This is a genomic window from Acidocella sp., from assembly GCF_050253495.1.
In the GTDB taxonomy this organism is placed as follows: domain Bacteria; phylum Pseudomonadota; class Alphaproteobacteria; order Acetobacterales; family Acetobacteraceae; genus Acidocella.
This window is the reverse complement of sequence record NZ_JBFWIX010000001.1, coordinates 174,148-192,526: the sequence shown is the minus strand read 5'-3', so window position 1 is coordinate 192,526 and position 18,379 is coordinate 174,148. Positions and strand designations below refer to the sequence as shown.

Genomic DNA, 18,379 nt, shown 5'->3' with positions numbered 1-18,379 from the left:
CGCGCGCCCATTCGCCAGGGGCGGGCGGGCAACAAAAAACCCCGGGGCTGCCCCCGGGGTTTCCTGTTTCAGGCTGAGAGGCCGGATCAGAAATCCATGCCGCCCATGCCGCCCATGCCACCCATGTCGGGGGCGGGGGGAGCCTTCTTCTCGGGGCGCTCGGTCACACCGGCTTCGGTGGTGATGATCAGCGAGGCCACGGAGGCGGCGTCCTGCAGGGCGGTGCGCACAACCTTGGTCGGGTCGATGATGCCGGCGGCCACCATGTCCTTGAACGCGCCGCTCTGCGCGTCATAGCCATGGGCGTAATCGGCGGTGTCGAGCACCTTGCCGGCGATCACGGCGCCGTCCTCGCCAGCGTTCTCGGCGATCTGGCGCAGCGGCACCTGGATGGCGCGGCGGATGATCTCGATGCCGGTATGCTGGTCGTTATTCTCGGCCTGCAGACCTTCCAGCACCTTCACGGCGCGGGCCAGGGCCACACCGCCACCGGGGACGATGCCTTCCTCAACCGCGGCGCGGGTGGCGTGCAGCGCGTCGTCCACACGGTCCTTGCGCTCCTTCACCTCAACCTCGGAGGCGCCGCCGACGCGGATCACGGCAACACCGCCGGCCAGCTTGGCCAGGCGTTCCTGTAGCTTCTCGCGGTCGTAGTCGGAGGTGGTCTCCTCGATCTGCGCGCGGATCTGGTTGACGCGCCCGGTGATGTCCTCCTTCGAGCCCACACCCTCGATGATGGTGGTGTTCTCTTTCTCGATCAGCACCTTCTTCGCGCGGCCCAGCATGGCCAGCGTCACGGTCTCAAGCTTGATGCCCAGATCCTCGGAGATCACCTGGCCACCGGTCAGGATGGCGATGTCCTCCAGCATGGCCTTGCGGCGGTCGCCGAAGCCAGGGGCCTTCACGGCGGCGATCTTCAACCCGCCGCGCAGCTTGTTCACCACCAGGGTGGCCAGGGCCTCGCCCTCGACATCCTCGGCGATGATCAGCAGCGGCTTGCCGGACTGCACGACAGCTTCCAGCAGCGGCAGCATCGGCTGCAACTGGGAGAGCTTCTTCTCGAAGATCAAGATATACGGGCTGTCGAGATCCGCGATCATCTTCTCCGGGTTGGTGATGAAATACGGAGAGACATAGCCACGGTCGAACTGCATGCCCTCGACCACGTCCAGCTCGGTCTGGATGCCCTTGGCTTCCTCAACCGTGATCACGCCCTCATTGCCGACCTTCTGCATGGCCTGGGAGATCATGTCGCCGATCTCGGATTCGCCATTGGCGGAGATGGTGCCGACCTGCGCGGTCTCGGCCGGGGTGGTGATCTTCTTGGTGCGGGTCTTCAGCTCTTCCACGACGGCGGCAACCGCCTTGTCGATGCCGCGGCGCAGATCCATCGGGTTCAGCCCGGCGGCCACGGCCTTCACGCCCTCGCGCACGATGGCCTGGGCCAGCACGGTCGCGGTGGTGGTGCCGTCGCCGGCCAGGTCGTTGGTCTTGGAGGCGACTTCGCGGATCAGCTGCGCGCCCAGATTCTCGAACTTGTCGGACAGTTCGATTTCCTTGGCGACGGACACGCCATCCTTGGTGATGCGCGGCGCGCCGAAGCTCTTCTCAATGACGACGTTGCGGCCCTTGGGGCCCAGCGTCACCTTGACGGCATTGGCGAGAACATCGACGCCGCGCAGCATGCGGTCGCGCGCGTCGGAACCAAAACGGACGTCTTTGGCAGCCATATGTGTGACTCCTTAAGAATTGTTGAGCGTCCTGACGACGGAGCGGCCTTGCCGCGAGGTCTGGCTCAGGAAGCTGAGAAAATCAGGCGGCGATGATGCCGAGAATGTCGGATTCCTTCATGATCAGCAGGTCTTCCCCGTCGATCTTGACTTCGGTGCCGGACCATTTGCCAAACAGCACGCGGTCGCCGGCCTTCACATCCAGGGCCACCAGGGCGCCGGTCTCGTTGCGGGCACCCGGGCCAGCGGAGACGATTTCACCTTCCTGCGGCTTTTCCTTGGCGGTGTCGGGGATGATGATGCCACCCGCGGTCTTTTCCTCCGCGGTGATGCGGCGGACGACAACGCGGTCGTGCAAGGGGCGGAAATTCGCCATGTTGATCGCTCCTAAACATTATGTCTTAAAAGCTTTCCAGCCTGTCCGGCCCAATCTGCGGCACCGCGGCTGTTAGCACTCCCTTTGTGAGAGTGCCAAGGGTGTAGCCCGACCTTTAATCAGAAGTCAAGAACAGGCAGCACTCCGAAAGGCTGAGTGCCAAGTTTCTGGTTTCATTGAAGAATTTAGTTGCAAACCAGGGGGTTGTGTATGGCAGTCTGATGAAACCCCGGGGACACGCCACATTCAAGCCGATGGAGCGATTGGAGCATGTCCCTTGCCTTGCAGATGCGCGATTACCGCCTGACCACCGCCGAGATCCTCTATCACATGCCAGATCATCCCGGTCTGTTGCAGAGCTATGTCTGGCAGGAGCTGGATCTCGCCCCGCAATTCCCGGCGCTGCATAAATTCCTGGATTTCTGGGCATCCAACCTGGATGGCAAATTACACTCCGTGCGTGTCGCGCAAGCCGGGCTCATCGCGCCGCCGCGCTGGCGCGCCGGGCAGTTGCTCACCCTGCATTGATCTTGAGATTCCCGAGTTTTTTAAAGAGGCTGTTGGAGCGCCCGCTTAGCCGTTCGGCAGTTCCACCAACCGGAACAGCCCCAGGGGCGCCATGTTCCTCACCGTGGCGGCGGCCAGGTCCGCCCCGGTGAACATATGGCCCAGCCGGAAGTCCGGATGCCAGCCGAGCAGGCCAGAAGCTCCCGCCATAGCGCGTTCCACCCACCAGACCGGTCCGCTCTCCCGGGCGAAGTGATTGACGAACAGGATCTTGCCGCCGGGCTTCACCACCCGGCGCAGTTCCCGCACCAGCGCCTGTGGGTCCGGCACCACGGAGGCCACGAACATCGCCACCGCCACGTCGAAACTGCCATCCTCGAAGCTGGTGGCCTGGGCGTCCATTTCCAGCAGCGCCTCGACATGATGCAGCCCCAGCCCGGCCGCGCGTTCCCGGGCGATGGCCAGCATGTCCCGCGAAAGATCGATACCCGTGATCTGTTTCTTGGCCGCATAAAGCGGCAGGGCCAGGCCGGTGCCGACCCCCACTTCCAGCACCTTGGCGCCGGGGGTGTCATTGACCGCCGCCACGGCGGCGCGCCGGGCCTGGCGGGAGATCAGTCCGAACCAGCTATCGTAGGATTTGGCATAACGTGAATAGGCGGCACGGATTGTATCGGCATCCAGTTTCGCGCGCGGGCCCTCAAGGGCCGCGCCGGAGACATCTCGCATCCTGTAAGTCCTTGGCGCCCGTCATAAAACAGTAACTGAACATTGCGGCGTAATGGGCGCGGGCGCAATGGGCTGACGCGGTTTTTAACCGGAAAGCGCGGCCGAGACGATACCCGGCGTGAGAATTTGCGGTAATTTCACCGGCTGGCCGCCCCCGGGTGGATAATAAAGATAAAGCGGCACGCCGGCGCGGTGATTCGCCGTCAGCAAGGCGGTGATGGCGGGGTTCCGGTCCGTCCAGTCGCCCACCAGCACGGTTACATGCTTGTCCTTGAACAGTTTTTGCACCGTGGCGGATGCAAGGGTGGAGCGTTCATTCACCTGACAGGTGATGCACCAGGCGGCGGTAAGGTCGATGAAGACCGGCTTGCCGTCCGCCCGCAAGGCGGCCAGCGCCGCCGCGCTATAGGGTTTGGCGTCGGGCAGGCTCAAGGCGTCTGCGGCGGGCGCCGCGTGGAAAAACGGCAGCAACACCAGGACCAGCAGCGCGAAAACCGGGCGGCGCGGCAAGGCCAGCCCCAGTGCCAGCGCGCCCAGCCCCAGCAGCGCCAGACCGGGCAGGCCCGCCTGCCGGAACAAAACCCAGCCCAGCCACAAAAAGGTGGCGAACATCGGCACCGCCAGGATTTTCTGCGCCACCATCATCCAGCGTCCGGGGCGGGGCAGGGCGGCGGCCAGATGCGGCACCGCCGCCAGAACCAGAATCGGCAAGGCCAGCCCCAGCCCCAGCGCCAGGAACAGCCCCATGGCGGGCAAGGGCGCCATCGCCAGCGCGGCGGCAATGGCGGCCCCCATGAAAGGGGCGGTGCAGGGTGTGGCCACCAGCACGGCCAGCAGCCCGGTGAAAAAACTATGTTGTGCGGGAATCCGCCCGATAAAGCCGGGCATGGAGAGATGAAACAGCCCGGCCAGGCTCAGCCCCGCCGCCAGAATCACCCAGGCCGCCAGCGCCACGAAAATGGGGGATTGAAACTGAAACCCCCAAAACGCGCCGATTCCGGCGGCCCGCAAGCCCAACAGCACCCCACCCAGTACCGCCATGGACAGCAAAATGCCCGCCGTATACCCCAGCGCCTCGCGCCTGATATGCCCATGCGCCGCGCCCCCCATCCTGGCGAAGGCGGCGGCCTTCATCGCTAGCACCGGAAACACGCAAGGCATCAGGTTCAGGATCAACCCGCCCGCCAGCGCCAGCAGCCACCAGGGCGCGTGCGAGGCCGGCGGTGCCGGCGTGGCCGTCAGGCTCAGCGCCTGGGTCTGCCCGCTCGGGTCGGTAAGCTCCACCACGCCGGAGAGTTTGGCGGGGGGCGGGCCCGCCAGTTTCAGCCGCAGGGCCAGCCCGCCTGTGTCGAACGACAAGGGCTGCGGCGCGTCATTCACGAGAACGCTGGCGGAATCGGGGAAGAATCGGGCGGTTTTCACCTGGGACGCGCTCACCCCCGTGAGGCAGAGCGTGCCATCGGCGCTCAGATGCGCCGGATAGGGCGAGGGCACGATGGAAGGCCCGGCGGGAAACAACCCGGCCTCGGCCGAGGCGCCCCCCGTCAGGGGCAGGGTGAAATCGGCATGTTCCGGCACGCACTGGTCGGAGCAGACCAGCCAATGTGCTTGCACGCTGACCTGATCGCCGCTCACATGGCTGGCGGTGAAGGGCAGCACCACATGGCCGGAGAGCACATAGGCCCCAATTCCGGCCTGTGAAAAAAATTCCGGGGGTGGAAAGGCGATCGGCCCCAGGGCCGTCGGCGCGTCCGCGCTCACGCTGGGGGGGAAGCCGGCATCGCCCGGGTCGCGCCAATAAATATGCCAGCCCGGTTTCAGCTTGAAATCCAGCGCCAGTGTCACTTGCCCGTTGTCCGCCTGGTTGGCGGCGGAGATCAGCCGGACCTCGTCGCGGGACGAATGATAAGAGGGGCTGGAGGCCGCCAGCGCCAGATGTGGCAGCAGCAGCAAGGCAAGCGGAAGCAGAAAACGCATGGGCGGGAATATCGCATGAACGCGCGGGCTCTGATACCAGGGCACGGCATGATTTACCTTCCCGTTACAGAAGTTCTGCCGGATTTGCTGCATGTCCTGAAGCCCGAGGGTGGCAATGCCGTGCTGGTGGCGCCGCCTGGGGCGGGCAAAACCACCAAGGTGCCGCTGGCCGCCCTTGAGGCGGGGCTGGGCAAAATCCTGTTGCTGGAACCGCGCCGCCTGGCCGCCCGCGCGGCGGCGATGCGCATGGCCGAGCTGCTGGGCGAGGTCGCTGGCGAGCAGGTGGGCTTCCGCACCCGGCTGGACAGCGCCGTGGGCCCCAAAACCCGGATCGAGGTCATCACCGAAGGGCTGCTCACCTCCCGCCTGCTGTCCGACCCCGGACTCTCCGGCGTGAATCTGGTGATCTTCGACGAGGTGCATGAGCGCAGCCTGGAGGCCGATCTGGCCTTGGCCCTGGTGCGTGACCTGCAACGCACATTGCGCCCGGAATTGCGGATCCTCGCTATGTCCGCCACCGCCGAGGCGGAAAAATTTTCCGCCCTGCTGGATGCGCCCATCGTCGTCAGCGACGGTAAATTATTTCCGGTGGAGGTGATCCACGCCAAGCGGGATCTCATGTCCCCGCGCGATCTGCCCGACGCCGCCGCCAAGGCGGTGGGCGAGGCGTTGGTGGCGCATCCGGGGGATATTCTGGTCTTTTTGCCCGGCATGGCCGAAATCCGCCGGGCCGAGCAGGCGCTGGCCCGCTGCCCGGCCTTGGTGTTGCCCTTGCACGGCGATCTCTCGCGCGAGGCGCAGGACAAGGCCCTGCGGGAGCATCCGGAACGCCGGGTGGTGCTGTCCACCTCCATCGCGGAAACCTCGCTCACCGTGCCGGGTGTGCGCATCGTCATCGATGGCGGTTACCGCCGTGCTCCGGTGCTGGATACGGCTTCGGGCCTGACAAGACTGACCACCCAGCGCATCTCCCGCGCCGCCGCCGCGCAGCGTGCCGGGCGCGCGGGGCGCCTGGGGCCCGGCGTGGCCATCCGGCTCTGGAGCGAGGCGCTGAATCGCGGCCTGGCGCCATTCGACCGGCCGGAGATTTTCGCCGCCGAACTGTCGGGCCTCGCCTTGGCCTGCGCCGCCTGGGGGGACGCCCCGGCCGATCTGCCCTTCCCGGACGCGCCGCCGGAAGGGGCGTTGAAAGCCGCGCACGCCTTGCTGCAAGGCCTGGGTGCGTTGGACGAGACGGGCAGGATCACCCCCCTGGGCCGCGAGATGGCCCGCCTGCGGGCCGAGCCGCGCCTGGCCGCGATGATGCTGGCCGCGCCGGACAAACCCACCCGCGCCCTGGCCGCCGACATCGCCGCGATTCTGGAGGAGCGCGATTGTCTCCCCCAAGCCGCGTCGGCGGATCTGGCCTCGCGGCTGGAGGCTCTGGCCGGGCGCGGCGAGGGGGACAGGGCCATCCTCTCCCGTGTGCGCCAGGCCGCCAGGATTTACCGCAACCGGCTGGGGGTGGGGACAATTCCCGGTTTTGGCCCGCCCGGGCCCATCGTGGCGGCGGGATTCCCGGACCGGATCGGCCAGGCGCGCGGGGAGGCGGGGTCTTACCGTCTCGCGGGGGGCGGTTCGGGCAATCTGCCGGCTTCGGACCCGCTGGCGCGCTCCAAGCTCATCGCCGTGGCGGCGCTGGATGGGCGCGGCGCCAGGATCCGCCTTGGCGCCGCGCTGGATGTGAATGACTTGCCGGATTTTCTGGCCGCCCGCTGCAAAACCACGCGCGAGACCGGGTTTGAGCCGGTGAGTGGGGTTGTCTCGGTGCGCGAGCGTGTGCGGCTGGGCAATCTGGTATTGGCGGACCGTTCCGCCGCTCCGGCGCCCGAGGAAATCCAGGCCGCCCTGGCCCAGGCGCTTTCCACCCGCCTGGACCAGCTCGATTGGACCGAAGCGGCGGATAATCTCTGTGCCCGCGTGGCGGTGATGCGGGGGCTGGACGCGGATTATCCGGATTGTTCCCGCATCGCCCTCGCCGCCAGCGTGCAGGATTGGCTGGCCCCCTATCTCGCGGGAATGACCAGCCTGAAAGAGGCGAAAAGCCTGGATCTTTGCCAGCTTCTCCGCGCGCGCCTCTCCCGCGAGCAAGCCGCGCGGCTGGATAAGGAGCTGCCCGCCGAGCTGCATCTCAAGGGCGGGCGGGTGAGGGTGGATTATTCAGGCCCGGTGCCCGTGGCCTCGGCTCGCGCCCATGTGTTTTATGGCACGGATTCCACGCCGGGCCTGGCGGGCGGTAAAATTCCGCTGCAACTGGCGCTGCTTTCCCCGGCGCAACGCCCCATTGCCATCACGGCGGATCTGGCCGGGTTCTGGCGCGGTGGCTGGGCAGATGCGCGGCGCGACATGCGCGGGCGCTATCCCAAGCATGACTGGCCGGAGCGGCCCTGGGAGTAAGGGGCGGTGGAGCCAGGGGGGGACGGATTTGGACATAAGATTGGACATAAGATGGGTTTGCGGATGGGTTTGCCGCGTAAATCCATCTTATGTCATCCGCCTCCGGGTGGTTCACAGCCGGCGGTAAGGGGTGACGGGTTGCAGGCAGATTTCCCCATGCCGGGCCCAGCGCACCTGGACCTTCACGGTTTCGCCGGTCGGCAGTTCAAGCTGGAAGGCGCCGAACAATTCCGGCTCTTCCTCGAAGGTGACACGGTAAAGCTCCCCATGGGTGCCCAGCAGGGCGCATTCATGGCAATTGGGTATGCCTGTCTCGCCATTGGGCAGGATGACCTTCGTGACGGGGTTGAGAATACGCAATTCGAGCTTGTTGCCCTCCGTCGCATGCACGGTGACGATACGTTCCCAGCCATCGGCATGTTCCAGATGCAGCTCCTGACCGATTTCGAAATGCCGGGCCGCGTCTGGAAAGGGGGAGAGAATCACGGCGCTGTACCCCGCGAGCGAACAATCCGTGATGCGGCATTTATGCTGGCGCGGATGGTCTGAAGTCCTCAGGATGGTGCGTTGCGCCAGGTAGCTGCCCGTTTCGACCTTGCGCTGCTGCGTCAGATGTTGCTGCCGCGCCGGTGGCGGGGTGGTGAGCGGGGTGGCTCTGAATGTCATCTTCGGCCTCCATCGTTTATCGACGATTATCGGTTGGGATCCCAAGGGGAGCGTTGGACCCAGGGCTATGGATCCGGCATGCCCCATGGGGGCATCATTATTACATCTGGTTAAGAAATAATTATAAAATCAAAACGCTTTTTTTGTGCAAAACGCTTTTTTCGTGAAGGAGCCAGCATGTTTTGATTTTGACGAAAATTTGTTTCCGGGTCTGTCGCGCGCGGGCGGGCGCGGCGGCGTGTGCGAGGGGAAAGGCGCTGAGGGGAAACTGGAGCGGGTAGCGGGAATCGAACCCGCGCGTCGAGCTTGGGAAGCTAGCAGGCTACCATTACATCATACCCGCGCCGTGGGGCGTACATAGTCGTTTGGCATTGACCGCGCAAGCGGGCGGGCGTAGGGCGGTTTGACCTCGTGATTTGTCCGGCCGGATTGCGGCGAGGCTTCCCCCGCCGGGGAAGGAGTGAAACAAGCGCGCTAAAGAGGCTCCGGGCGCGTTGCGCCCTGGTCTTCCCGTGGCCGGACGAATCTTGTTTGCAAAGATAGGCCGCGCACCGATGTCTGAACCGCTGAAAACCCACCTTGCCACGGATTTGATCCATGCCGGGCGTATCCGCACCGATCTGGATGAAAATGGCGAGGCGCTCTTCCTGACTTCCGGCTTCACCTATGAAAGCGCCGATATGGCCGAGGCCGTGTTCGCCAATCAGATCGAGCATTTTCAATATTCCCGTTTCGCCAACCCGACCGTGACGATGCTCCAGGACCGTCTGGCGCGGATCGAGGGGGCCGAGGCCTGCCGCGCCACGGCCACCGGCATGGCGGCGGTGCACGCGGCGGTGATGTGCGGGCTGAAGGCCGGGCAGCGCGTTGTCGCCGCCCGTGCCTTGTTTGGTTCCTGCCACTGGATCGTCTCCACCCTGCTGCCGCAATTCGGCATTGAGAGTGTGTTCGTGGATGGCGCCGATCTGGAGGCCTGGACGCAGGCGCTGAGCCAGCCCACCGCGCTGGTGCTGCTGGAAAGCCCCTCCAACCCGATGCTGGAGATCGTGGATCTGCGGACGGTTTCCCGCCTTGCCCACGCGGCTGGCGCGGTGGTGGTGGTGGATAATGTCTTCGCCACCCCGCTGCTGCAAAAGCCGTTGGAGCTGGGCGCCGACGTGGTGGTGTATTCCGCCACCAAGCATATGGACGGCCAGGGCCGCGTGCTGGGCGGGGCGGTGCTGTCCTCCCGGCAATGGATCGAGGAGGTGTTTCAGCCCTTTTTCCGTAATACCGGGCCTTCGCTGTCGCCGTTCAATGCCTGGGTGATCCTGAAGGGGCTGGAGACCATGCAGCTGCGCGTGAAGGCGCAGGGCGATAACGCGGAGAAGGTGGCGCAATTCCTGGAAGGCCATCCGAAGGTCGCGCGCGCGCTCTATCCCACGCTGGCCTCCTTCAAGCAGCGCGAACTGGCGATGAGCCAGATGAGCGGCGGCGGCACGCTGGTGGCCTTCGAGCTGAAGGGGGGCAAGGAAGAGGCGTTCCGCATGATGAACGCGTTCCGGGTTATCACGATCTCGAATAACCTGGGCGACACGAAATCGCTGGCCACGCATCCGGCCACGACCACGCATATGAAGATCGGCGCGCAGGAGCGCGCGCGCCTTGGCATCACCGATGGGTGTGTGCGCCTGTCCGTGGGGCTGGAGGATGCGCGGGATCTGATCGAGGATCTGACCCAGGCGCTGGCGCGGGTTTGAGCGGGAAGGGCCGGGGAGCCTCCCCGGCCCTTTGTTTGTGTTTATGTGGACCAGCGCCCGATGCCCGCCCGGCGGGCGCGCGCGGCGACATAAAAGGTCCAGACGATCTGCACCACCAGCGGCACCAGCCCGATCCATAGCCGCGGGAGGGAGGGGGTGCTGATGAAGGCGATGGCGGTGAGGCCGCCCAGCACCGCGAACAGCCAGTGAATGATGGTCACGAGCTTGGCGTCCATTCCCGCGCGGTGCGCGACCTGGTAAAGATGCCCGTTATGGGCGCGGGCGATATTCTCGCCCGCCAGCGTGCGCCGGACCAGGGTGAAGGTGACATCGTACAAGACGCCCGAGAGCAGGAAGGGCACCAGCAGGAAGGACATCTGCACCTGCTCGAAGCGCGCGGCCGCCACGCCGAACAAGGCCAGCATGAAGCCGCAGAACTGGCTGCCGACATCGCCCATGAAGATCCGCCCCCGGGGGAAGTTGAAAGGCAGGAACCCCAGCACCCCGCCGGCCAGCAGCAGCGAGGCGGTGTAGATGAAGAAACCGCCCAGCACCCCGGCGATGCCCGCCAGGAACAGGCAGGCGATGAGCGTGACGCCGGCCGCCAGGCCGTTCAACCCGTCGATGAAATTCATCGCGTTGGTGATGTAGAGCAGGAACAGCATGGTCACGGGGAGGCCGACCCAGCCCAGATCGGCATAGCCGATGAAGGGCAGGGCAACGACGTGAATCCAGAGCCCCGAGACAAGCACCGCCGCCGCGGCGAGAAACTGGCCGCCGAGCTTCACGGTGTAGGGCATGTTCACCACGTCATCCAGCATGGAGACCGCCGCGATCAGGACCGCCGCCGCGATGACGCCGATGAAATAAGGCTCCGCCAGCCGTGAGACGTGGCCGTAGCGGTACAGCAGCAGCACGCCGAGCAGAAAGGCGCAGACAATCCCCACCCCGCCGGATTTGGGCGTGACCTGCGTGTGGGCCTTGCGGGCATCGGGCCGGTCGGGCACGCCGATGGAGATCATGATGCGGACAAGGATGCCCGAAAAGATGGCGAGTCCGGCCATCAGGGCCAGGTGGCGCGGCAATGCGAGATCGGAAAGGATGGTCAGGGTCATGCGGCGCGGACCATGGCGGAAACGCACGCAAATTTGAAGATGCCCGGATTTCACCTGGGCGGGGCTTGCGGTGCTTTCGCGCGCGCGTCAGAAGCAAGCGGGTCAAACCGGGCGGAGGCTTTGAGGTGAGGATCGCGATTATCGGCGGCGGTTATGTCGGGCTCGTCTCGGGTGCCTGTTTCGCGGAGTTCGGTGTGGCGGTGGCGGTGGCGGAGGCGGATCCGGCCAAGCGCGACATGCTGCTGGCGGGGCGGATTCCCATTTATGAACCAGGGTTGGACAAGCTGGTGGAGAATAATGTCGCCGCCGGGCGGCTGACATTTCCGGACACGCTGGGCGAGGCGATCGCCGGCGCGGAGGCGGTGTTCATCGCGGTTGGCACGCCCACGCGGCGTGGCGACGGGCATGCCGATCTGACCTATGTGTTCGCGGCGGTGGAGCAGGTGCTGGCGACGCTGGATCATCCGGCCGTGATCGTCACCAAATCCACCGTGCCGGTGGGCACGGGGCGGAAAATTCTGGAGATGGCGCGCCAGCTGCGCCCGGATCTGGCGGTGGAGGTGGCCTCCAACCCTGAATTTTTGCGCGAGGGCAGCGCCATCCCGGATTTCATGCGGCCGGACCGCGTGGTGGTGGGGGCCGAGAGCGAGCGCGCGCGCGATGTGCTGCGCCAGCTCTACCGGCCGCTTTATCGGCTGGAAAGGCCGATCATCTTCACCGGGCTGGAGACGGCGGAGCTGATCAAATATGCCGCCAACGGGTTTTTGGCGATGAAGATCACCTTCATCAACGAGATGGCCGATCTGTGCGAGAAAGTGGGCGCGGACGTGACCGACGTGGCGCGCGGCATCGGGCTGGATGGGCGGATCGGCAAGAAATTCCTGCATGCCGGGCCGGGATTTGGCGGCTCCTGTTTTCCCAAGGACACGCTGGCGCTGATGCGGATCGCCGAGGAGGCGGGCGCGCCCTCGCGGCTGATCCAGTCCGTGGTGGCGGTGAACGATGCCCGCAAGGAGGGGTTGGCTTCCCGCGTGGCGGCGGCGTGCGGCGGGGATTTGCAGGGCAAGGTGGTCGCGGTGCTCGGCCTCGCCTTCAAACCGGAAACCGACGATATGCGCGAGTCCCCGGCGCTGGCGTTGATTCGCGGCCTGGTCTCGCGCGGCGCGACCGTGCGGGCCTACGATCCGGAGGCGATGGCAACGGCCCGCCCGCTGCTGCCCGAGGCGGTGATCCTGGCCGAGACCGCCGACGGGGCCTTGACCGGGGCGGACGCGCTTGTTCTGATTACCGAGTGGAACGAGTTTCGTGTGCTGGCGCCCGCGCGGCTGCGGGAATTGATGCGTGGCGATGTCGTGGTCGATTTGCGCAATGTGTACGACCCGGGGCCGCTGCGCGCCGCCGGCTTCAGCTATACCGGCATTGGCCGCGCCACGCCGTGACGCCGCCCCGACGCTTCTGAACCCCAAGCCGCGAGGATTGACCGCTTGAACGCCGTGCATGCGCAGTATCCGGGTTTCGCCAATCCCGAGTTGCTTGAGAAAATTCCGCTGACCGCCAGGACCATTTTGGATGTGGGCTGTGCCGGAGGGGCGCTGGGGGCGGATTATCTGCGCCGCAACCCGTCCTGCCGGGTGCTGGGCATCGAACGCGACGAGGCCGCCGCCGCCCAGGCCCGCCAGCGCCTCACGGAGGTGTTCACCGGCGATGTGGAAGAGACGCCGATGCCCTTCGAGGCGCCGGACGGGATCGATTGCATCATCTACGGCGATGTGCTGGAGCATCTGGTCGACCCCTGGGCGGTGCTGAAGGCGCATGCGCGCCATCTCTCCCCGCAGGGCACCGTGCTGGTCTGCATGCCCAATATCGAGCATTGGAGCTTTGTGGCGCGGCTGCTGACCGGCAAGTTCGATTATGAGGATCAGGGGCTGTTCGACCGCACGCATCTGCGCTGGTTCACCCCGCGGACCATGGCGCGGGCGCTGGGCGAGGCCGGGCTGGAGCTTTCCGATGCGATGCCGAGGCCGATCGCCACCGACCAGGCCGAGCAGTTTTGCGCCGTCATGGCGCCGGTGCTGGAGGCGCTGGGGGTGGACCAGCAGGATTATTTCAACCGCGCGGCGCCGTTGCAGGTCATCTGGCGGGCGCGCAAGGCCGCGCCGGCGCGCCTGGAGCTGACGGCGACCATGCTGGCGCCGCAGGGCGGTGTGTCGGATGTGCGGGTGATCGAGCCGCTGCGCGCCCTGCGCACGGATAGCTCGCTTTATGGCAATATCGTCTCCGAAGCGGCGTTGCAGCCGCGCCTGGAGGACACGCCGCGCATCGCCATTCTGCACCGCCCCTTGCTGCTGGGCGAGGCCGGGCTGCGGCGCGTCCGCGCGCTGCTGGAGAAGGATTATGTCGTTGTCAGCGAGTTCGACGATCATCCGATGTTCATGGAGGAGCGCGGGGTGAATCTGGACGAGTTGCTCACCTTCCGCGGCGTGCATGCGGTGCAGACCAGCACGCCGGTCCTGGCCGAGGCGCTGCTGGCGGAGAACCCCGAGGTGGCGGTATTCCCGAACGGCGTGTTCGAGCTGCCGCCGGTGCATAATTTCCAGGACATGGAGCATCTGAGCCTGTTTTTCGGGGCGTTGAACCGGGAGAAGGATTGGATGCCGCTGATGCCGGTTCTGAACGAGGTGGCGCGCGCGGTGGGCGACAGGCTGCGCTTCCGGGTGCTGTACGACCAGGGTTTTTACGAGGCGCTAGAGACGCCGCATAAGAGCTTCGAACCCACGCTGGTCGATTATGCCGGCTATGTGCGCGAGCTGGGGGCGGCGGATATAAGCTTCATGCCGCTGGAGGATACTCCCTTCAACCGCGCCAAGTCGGATTTGAAATTCATCGAGGCCGGGGCCTCGCGCGTGTGCGCCCTGGCGAGCCGGGTGGTTTATGCGGGCGCCATCCAGGATGGCAAGACCGGCGCGCTGTTCACCGGCCCGGCGGAACTGCGCGCGGCGCTGCTGCGGCTGCTGGCCTACCCCGAGGCGACGCGGCGCCTGGCCGACGGGGCGCGGGCTTATGTCGCGCGGGAGCGCATGCTGGCTTATCAGGTGGCGGCGCGGGCGCAATGGTACCGTGGATTATGGGAGCGCCGGGCCGAATTGAACGAGGCGTTGCGGGCGCGCGTGCCGGAGCTGTTCGTCTGATGGCCGGGGAGGAGAAACGCCACCTTACCAGCCATTGCGACCTGGCATGGCTGACGGGAGAGGCGGATGGCATGGTCTGCCCGAATTGCGGCCATGCCGGCCCGGCGGCGAGGCTGGCGGCCCTGGATTACGATCTGCTCGGCAGTGCGGGACATTATACCCTGCTGCGCTGCGGCCATTGCGGTGTGCGCTTTACCGATGCCGCGCCGGGCATGGATTATGCCGGGGACGAGCTAGTGGAGATCGGCTGGCCCGCTTATTACGCGCAGATGGGGGCTGGGATCTGGCCGATTTCCGATCCGCTGACGCGGATTGGCAAACCGGCGGGGGCGAAGGCGCTGGAAATCGGCGGGGCTTATGGGTTCGGGCTGGATTTCGGCGTGCGGGCCAAGGGCTGGCGCGGGACCGGGTATGACCCTTCGCCGCTGGCGCGGATCGGCGCGGCGGAGCTGGGGCTCGATATACGCCAGGGTTATTTCACCGAGGAGACGCTGAAGGACGGCCCCTGGGATGTGATCATCTCGACCGAGGTGATCGAGCATCTGGAGGATCCGCCGGCGTTTCTGCGGCTGATGCGCCAAGCGGTGGCGCCGGACGGGCTGTTGCTGCTGACCACGCCGAACGCGGACTGGATTACCCCCGCCCTGCCGGATGGCGAGCTTTATGCGCTGCTGGCGCCGGGCGCGCATGTGGTGTTGCAGACGGCGGAGAGCTTGCGGCTGGCATTGACGGAGGCGGGCTTCACGCATGCGCGGGTGAGGGCCGACGGGGCCAGCCTGGTGGCTCATGCCTCGCCATCGGCCTTTGGGCTGGAGGAGGCGTATGCGCCGCGCCGGGCGCTCTACCGGCATTATCTGCTGACGCGCGCGCGCCAGGCGGCGCCGGAGAGCGATTTGCGAATCGGCTTTGCCGGGCGGGCCTTGTTCGATTCGGTGAACGACCAGGACAAGGACGGCGCGGCGGCGGCGTGGGCGTTGCTGGACCAGGCCTGTCTGGCGCGGTTTGGCTGGCGGCTGGAGACGCTGACCGGCCTGCCGCCCGGCGCGGCGCGCGACAGCCTGGAAGGGCTGGCCCGGAAAATGCCGCTGGGGCTGGGCATGATTTTGTTCAGCCGGGCGATGCAATTGCTGGCGGCGGGAACGGACAGGCAGGCGGTGCGCCCGCTGCTGGCGCTGGCGCTGGAGGCGATCGAGGCCTTGCAGGCGGCGCTGGACCAGCGCTCGCTGGGGCGGGACAGGCTGTCTGTCTCCATTGGCGAGGTGGCGGCGCTGGAATTGCTGCTGTGCGACGCCGAGGCGGGACGGGACGGCGTGGCGGCGGCGCTGCTGGAGTCGAAGGACGAGGTGGCGGGCTGGCGCGGTTTCGTGGCGTTGGTGAATAGCGGGGCCCATGAGCAGGCGGGGGCGTTGCGCGCGGGGCTGCCCGGGGGAGCGCCGGGCGGGGATCTGCCCGCCGGGCTGCGGCGCGATGCGTTGATCGCGGGGTTGTTCCTGGCGCTGAGTCCCATGGGGGAGGTGACGCAGGTGCCCGCCCGGCTGGCCGCCGCGCTCGGCGCCGGGCTGGATGAGGCGCAGGCCAGGGCCTGTATTCTGCCGGCCTTCGCGGCGCTGGTGAATGGCGAGGCCTACGAGGCGGCCGGGGCGATGCTGAAGGAGCTGGACCCGTTGCTGCTGCCCCTGACGGCGCCTTATGCCCCGGCGGAGCGCGACGCGTTGTTCGCGGCGGGGATTTTGTTCCTGCGGGAGAAGAAGAGATGGCCACGCGCCGCCGCCAGCTTCATGCGGTTGCGCGAGGCGCTGGCCGGGCAGGCACAGCCGGGGGAGGCGCCGGATCCGTTATTCTGGCCCGCCTTGCGCGGGGAGGTGCTGGCGCTGCACAAGCTGAAGCGAGGCGAGGAGGCGCGGATGCTGCTGGCGACCTATCTGCCGGCCTATCCCGGAGCGCCTGAGGATTTGCGCGCGCAGATGCGGGATGCGGCGCATGAGGCCTGATCGATGAACCGGCGGCTGAAGGGCTGGCTCTATGCCGCGGGCTCGCGCGTCAAATGGTGGACCGTGGTGCCGCTGGCGGTGGCGGTGGGGCGTGTGCGCGGCCGGCGGCAGGTTGTGCATGCCTGGCCTTCGAGCCTGCCCGGTCTGGGGCCCCGGGTGGTGCTGTTCATGCATTTCGACGGGCGCGGCGCGGTGCGCCGGCAGGTGCTCGATTATATCCAAGCGTTCAAGGAGAGTGGCCGGGCGGTGGTGTTCGTCACCAATTCCGGCGGGCTGCGGCCGGAGGCGATGGAGGCGCTGCGTGGGCTATGCGCCGCCGTGCTGGTGCGGCGCAATATCGGCTATGATTTCGGGGCCTGGGCGGATGCGCTGGAGCATCTGGGGTTGCCGGGGCCGGACACCGAGGAGGTGATCATGGCCAATGACAGCGTGTTCGGCCCGCTTTTGCCGCTGGGCAACATGCTGCGCCGGCTCGATTATGCCAAGGCCGATATTTGGGGGCTGACGGAAAGCTGGCAGGTCCGCTACCATTTGCAGTCCTTTTTTCTCGCTTTCGGGCCGAAGGCGCTGCGCGCGGAAGGGTTCCGGGCCTTTTGGGCCGGGGTGCGCCCGGTGCCGGTGAAGTCCTATATCGTCAAGACCTACGAGGTCGGCGTGACCCAGGCGATGGTGAAGGCCGGGCTGAGCTGCGCGGCCTTGTGGAGCTATGAGGCCCTGACCGCCCTGGCGGACCGCGAGGAGCTGGGGCGGTTGCTCGCGGAGGAGGAAAACGGCCCGGGGAAGGGCGACCCGGTGCAGGAGACACGCAAATTGCAGCTGCTGCGCATCCGTGAGGGGCTGGCCCAGCGCGTGGCGTTGAACCCGACCTCCGATCTCTGGCGGCAATTGCTGCTGTCGGGCTTTCCGTTCATCAAGCGGGAATTGCTGCGCGACAATCCGAGTGGGGTGCGCGATGTGGGCGACTGGGCGCAGGTCGTGCGCGAGGAGATGGGGGCCGATCCGGAACCGATCCGCCAGGAGCTGCGCCTGATGATGAAGGGCAAGGCGCCCTGATCAGGCTCGCGGTCCGCCTCGCCCTCGTGGCGGTCTGGACCCTGGCGGCGGCTTGCGTGCAGGCGGTGCTGCTGGTGCTGCCGGGCTGGGGCAAGGCGTGGTTCGCGCGGGTCTATTGGCGCGGCGTGGCGCGGATTCTGGGGGTGAAGCTGCGGCTGATCGGCCGGCGGAGCCAACACCGGCCGACCTTGTTCATCGCCAATCATTGCTCCTGGCTGGACATTGCCGCTCTGGGGGCGGTGCTGCCGGGTTGTTTCGTCGCCAAGGCGCAGGTGGCGGGGTGGCCGGGCATCGGCCTCATCGCCAGGCTGGGGCGGACGGTGTTCGTCTCCCGCAGCAGGGCAACGGTGGCGCGCGAGCAGCATGTGCTGGAACGGCGGCTGGAGCGGCGCGACAATATCATCCTGTTCCCGGAGGGCACGACCTCCGACGGCAACCGGGTGCTGCCCTTTGCCTCGGCCTTTTTCACCCTGGCCTTTGGGCCGGCGCGGCCCTGGGTGCAGCCGGTGACGATCGTGTATGACGAGCTGGAGGGGCAGCCCGTGCGGCGGTGCGACCGGCCGGGGATCGCCTGGTATGGGGACATGGATCTGGCGCCGCATCTCACCGGGCTGGCGCGGCGGGGCGGGGTCCGGGCGAGCATTCTGTTCGGCGACCCCTTGCCCCCCGGCACCTTTGCCAACCGCAAGGCGATGAGCGCGGCGATGGAGCGCGCGATCAGCGAGAGCGCCGCCGCCCTGCGGCAGGGGCGGATGGAGCCGTGTGAGCGCGCCCCCCGGGGATGAGCCCCGCCCCTGGCATGTGCCGGGCGGCTCCGCTATCAGCGCTCTGACCGGGAGGCGGGACGCGGAGCGATGAAACCGAGGATATTC

14 protein-coding genes and 1 tRNA gene are annotated in these 18,379 nt (G+C 66.7%); 8 read left to right on the top strand and 7 right to left on the bottom strand.

Translation table 11 applies throughout. The features are described from left to right. Positions 1-86: 86 nt before the first annotated feature. Together groL and groES are read right to left on the bottom strand one after the other, a co-directional pair. Complete coding sequence (gene groL, locus AB7D48_RS00880) at positions 87-1,730, bottom strand: chaperonin GroEL (protein ID WP_427975279.1); 1,644 nt, start codon at positions 1,728-1,730, stop codon at positions 87-89. 82 nt (positions 1,731-1,812) lie between these two features. Beyond that, positions 1,813-2,106: a co-chaperone GroES gene (gene groES, locus AB7D48_RS00875; protein WP_427975277.1), complete on the bottom strand. Its 294-nt coding sequence runs from the start codon at positions 2,104-2,106 to the stop codon at positions 1,813-1,815. Between the two features lie 270 nt (positions 2,107-2,376). Here groES and AB7D48_RS00870 point away from each other — a divergent pair, with 270 nt between their 5' ends. After that, positions 2,377-2,634 (top strand): usg protein, encoded by a 258-nt coding sequence (locus AB7D48_RS00870; protein ID WP_427975275.1) that lies wholly within the window; start codon positions 2,377-2,379, stop codon positions 2,632-2,634. 45 nt (positions 2,635-2,679) lie between these two features. On the opposite strand, the gene AB7D48_RS00865 is transcribed toward AB7D48_RS00870, so the two are convergent. Both AB7D48_RS00865 and AB7D48_RS00860 read right to left on the bottom strand, forming a co-directional pair. Continuing rightward, positions 2,680-3,342, bottom strand: coding sequence for a class I SAM-dependent methyltransferase (locus AB7D48_RS00865; protein WP_427975273.1), 663 nt, complete (start codon positions 3,340-3,342; stop codon positions 2,680-2,682). Between the two features lie 84 nt (positions 3,343-3,426). Next, positions 3,427-5,319, bottom strand: coding sequence for a protein-disulfide reductase DsbD family protein (locus AB7D48_RS00860; RefSeq protein ID WP_427975271.1), 1,893 nt, complete (start codon positions 5,317-5,319; stop codon positions 3,427-3,429). Positions 5,320-5,334: 15 nt separating this feature from the next. Between AB7D48_RS00860 and hrpB the strand changes: the two genes are divergently transcribed. Then, complete coding sequence (gene hrpB / locus AB7D48_RS00855) at positions 5,335-7,755, top strand: ATP-dependent helicase HrpB (protein WP_427975269.1); 2,421 nt, start codon at positions 5,335-5,337, stop codon at positions 7,753-7,755. 111 nt (positions 7,756-7,866) lie between these two features. On the opposite strand, the gene AB7D48_RS00850 is transcribed toward hrpB, so the two are convergent. Then, the gene (locus AB7D48_RS00850) at positions 7,867-8,421 is read right to left on the bottom strand and encodes a hypothetical protein (protein WP_427975268.1); all 555 of its coding nucleotides are present in this window, start codon (positions 8,419-8,421) and stop codon (positions 7,867-7,869) included. Between the two features lie 269 nt (positions 8,422-8,690). Continuing rightward, a tRNA-Gly gene (locus AB7D48_RS00845) sits at positions 8,691-8,764 on the bottom strand. A 211-nt stretch (positions 8,765-8,975) separates the two neighbouring features. Between AB7D48_RS00845 and metZ the strand changes: the two genes are divergently transcribed. Next, entirely contained in the window at positions 8,976-10,160 is a 1,185-nt protein-coding gene (gene metZ, locus AB7D48_RS00840; RefSeq protein WP_427975266.1) for an O-succinylhomoserine sulfhydrylase, read from the top strand. Positions 10,161-10,201: 41 nt separating this feature from the next. Here the strand turns inward: metZ and AB7D48_RS00835 are convergent, their stop codons facing one another. Beyond that, complete coding sequence (locus AB7D48_RS00835) at positions 10,202-11,275, bottom strand: glycosyltransferase family 4 protein (protein WP_427975265.1); 1,074 nt, start codon at positions 11,273-11,275, stop codon at positions 10,202-10,204. 125 nt (positions 11,276-11,400) lie between these two features. On the opposite strand from AB7D48_RS00835, the gene AB7D48_RS00830 reads away from it, so the two are divergent. Genes AB7D48_RS00830 through AB7D48_RS00810 form a run of 5 tightly spaced genes read left to right on the top strand, consistent with a single transcriptional unit; the run spans position 11,401 to position 18,292 of the window. After that, complete coding sequence (locus AB7D48_RS00830) at positions 11,401-12,714, top strand: UDP-glucose dehydrogenase family protein (RefSeq protein ID WP_427975263.1); 1,314 nt, start codon at positions 11,401-11,403, stop codon at positions 12,712-12,714. 54 nt (positions 12,715-12,768) lie between these two features. Then, a complete protein-coding gene (locus tag AB7D48_RS00825) occupies positions 12,769-14,463 on the top strand; it encodes a methyltransferase domain-containing protein (protein WP_427975652.1) in 1,695 nt (564 codons plus the stop codon). Then, positions 14,463-16,454, top strand: coding sequence for a methyltransferase domain-containing protein (locus tag AB7D48_RS00820; RefSeq protein ID WP_427975262.1), 1,992 nt, complete (start codon positions 14,463-14,465; stop codon positions 16,452-16,454). Before AB7D48_RS00825 ends, AB7D48_RS00820 begins: the two co-directional genes overlap by 1 nt. Before the next feature lie 3 nt (positions 16,455-16,457). After that, entirely contained in the window at positions 16,458-17,507 is a 1,050-nt protein-coding gene (locus tag AB7D48_RS00815) for a rhamnan synthesis F family protein (protein ID WP_427975260.1), read from the top strand. A 26-nt stretch (positions 17,508-17,533) separates the two neighbouring features. Continuing rightward, positions 17,534-18,292 (top strand): lysophospholipid acyltransferase family protein, encoded by a 759-nt coding sequence (locus AB7D48_RS00810; RefSeq protein ID WP_427975259.1) that lies wholly within the window; start codon positions 17,534-17,536, stop codon positions 18,290-18,292. Positions 18,293-18,379: the final 87 nt, after the last annotated feature.

What these genes read in the sequence shown, in the direction of transcription:
- groL (WP_427975279.1), bottom strand. Translation starts at nt 1,730, where the DNA reads ATGGCTGCCAAAGACGTCCGTTTTGGTTCCGACGCGCGCGACCGCATG.
- AB7D48_RS00815 (WP_427975260.1), top strand. Translation starts at nt 16,458, where the DNA reads ATGAACCGGCGGCTGAAGGGCTGGCTCTATGCCGCGGGCTCGCGCGTC.
- metZ (WP_427975266.1), top strand. Translation starts at nt 8,976, where the DNA reads ATGTCTGAACCGCTGAAAACCCACCTTGCCACGGATTTGATCCATGCC.
- AB7D48_RS00850 (WP_427975268.1), bottom strand. Translation starts at nt 8,421, where the DNA reads ATGACATTCAGAGCCACCCCGCTCACCACCCCGCCACCGGCGCGGCAG.
- AB7D48_RS00865 (WP_427975273.1), bottom strand. Translation starts at nt 3,342, where the DNA reads ATGCGAGATGTCTCCGGCGCGGCCCTTGAGGGCCCGCGCGCGAAACTG.
- AB7D48_RS00835 (WP_427975265.1), bottom strand. Translation starts at nt 11,275, where the DNA reads ATGACCCTGACCATCCTTTCCGATCTCGCATTGCCGCGCCACCTGGCC.
- AB7D48_RS00860 (WP_427975271.1), bottom strand. Translation starts at nt 5,319, where the DNA reads ATGCGTTTTCTGCTTCCGCTTGCCTTGCTGCTGCTGCCACATCTGGCG.
- AB7D48_RS00870 (WP_427975275.1), top strand. Translation starts at nt 2,377, where the DNA reads ATGTCCCTTGCCTTGCAGATGCGCGATTACCGCCTGACCACCGCCGAG.
- groES (WP_427975277.1), bottom strand. Translation starts at nt 2,106, where the DNA reads ATGGCGAATTTCCGCCCCTTGCACGACCGCGTTGTCGTCCGCCGCATC.
- AB7D48_RS00820 (WP_427975262.1), top strand. Translation starts at nt 14,463, where the DNA reads ATGGCCGGGGAGGAGAAACGCCACCTTACCAGCCATTGCGACCTGGCA.
- hrpB (WP_427975269.1), top strand. Translation starts at nt 5,335, where the DNA reads ATGAACGCGCGGGCTCTGATACCAGGGCACGGCATGATTTACCTTCCC.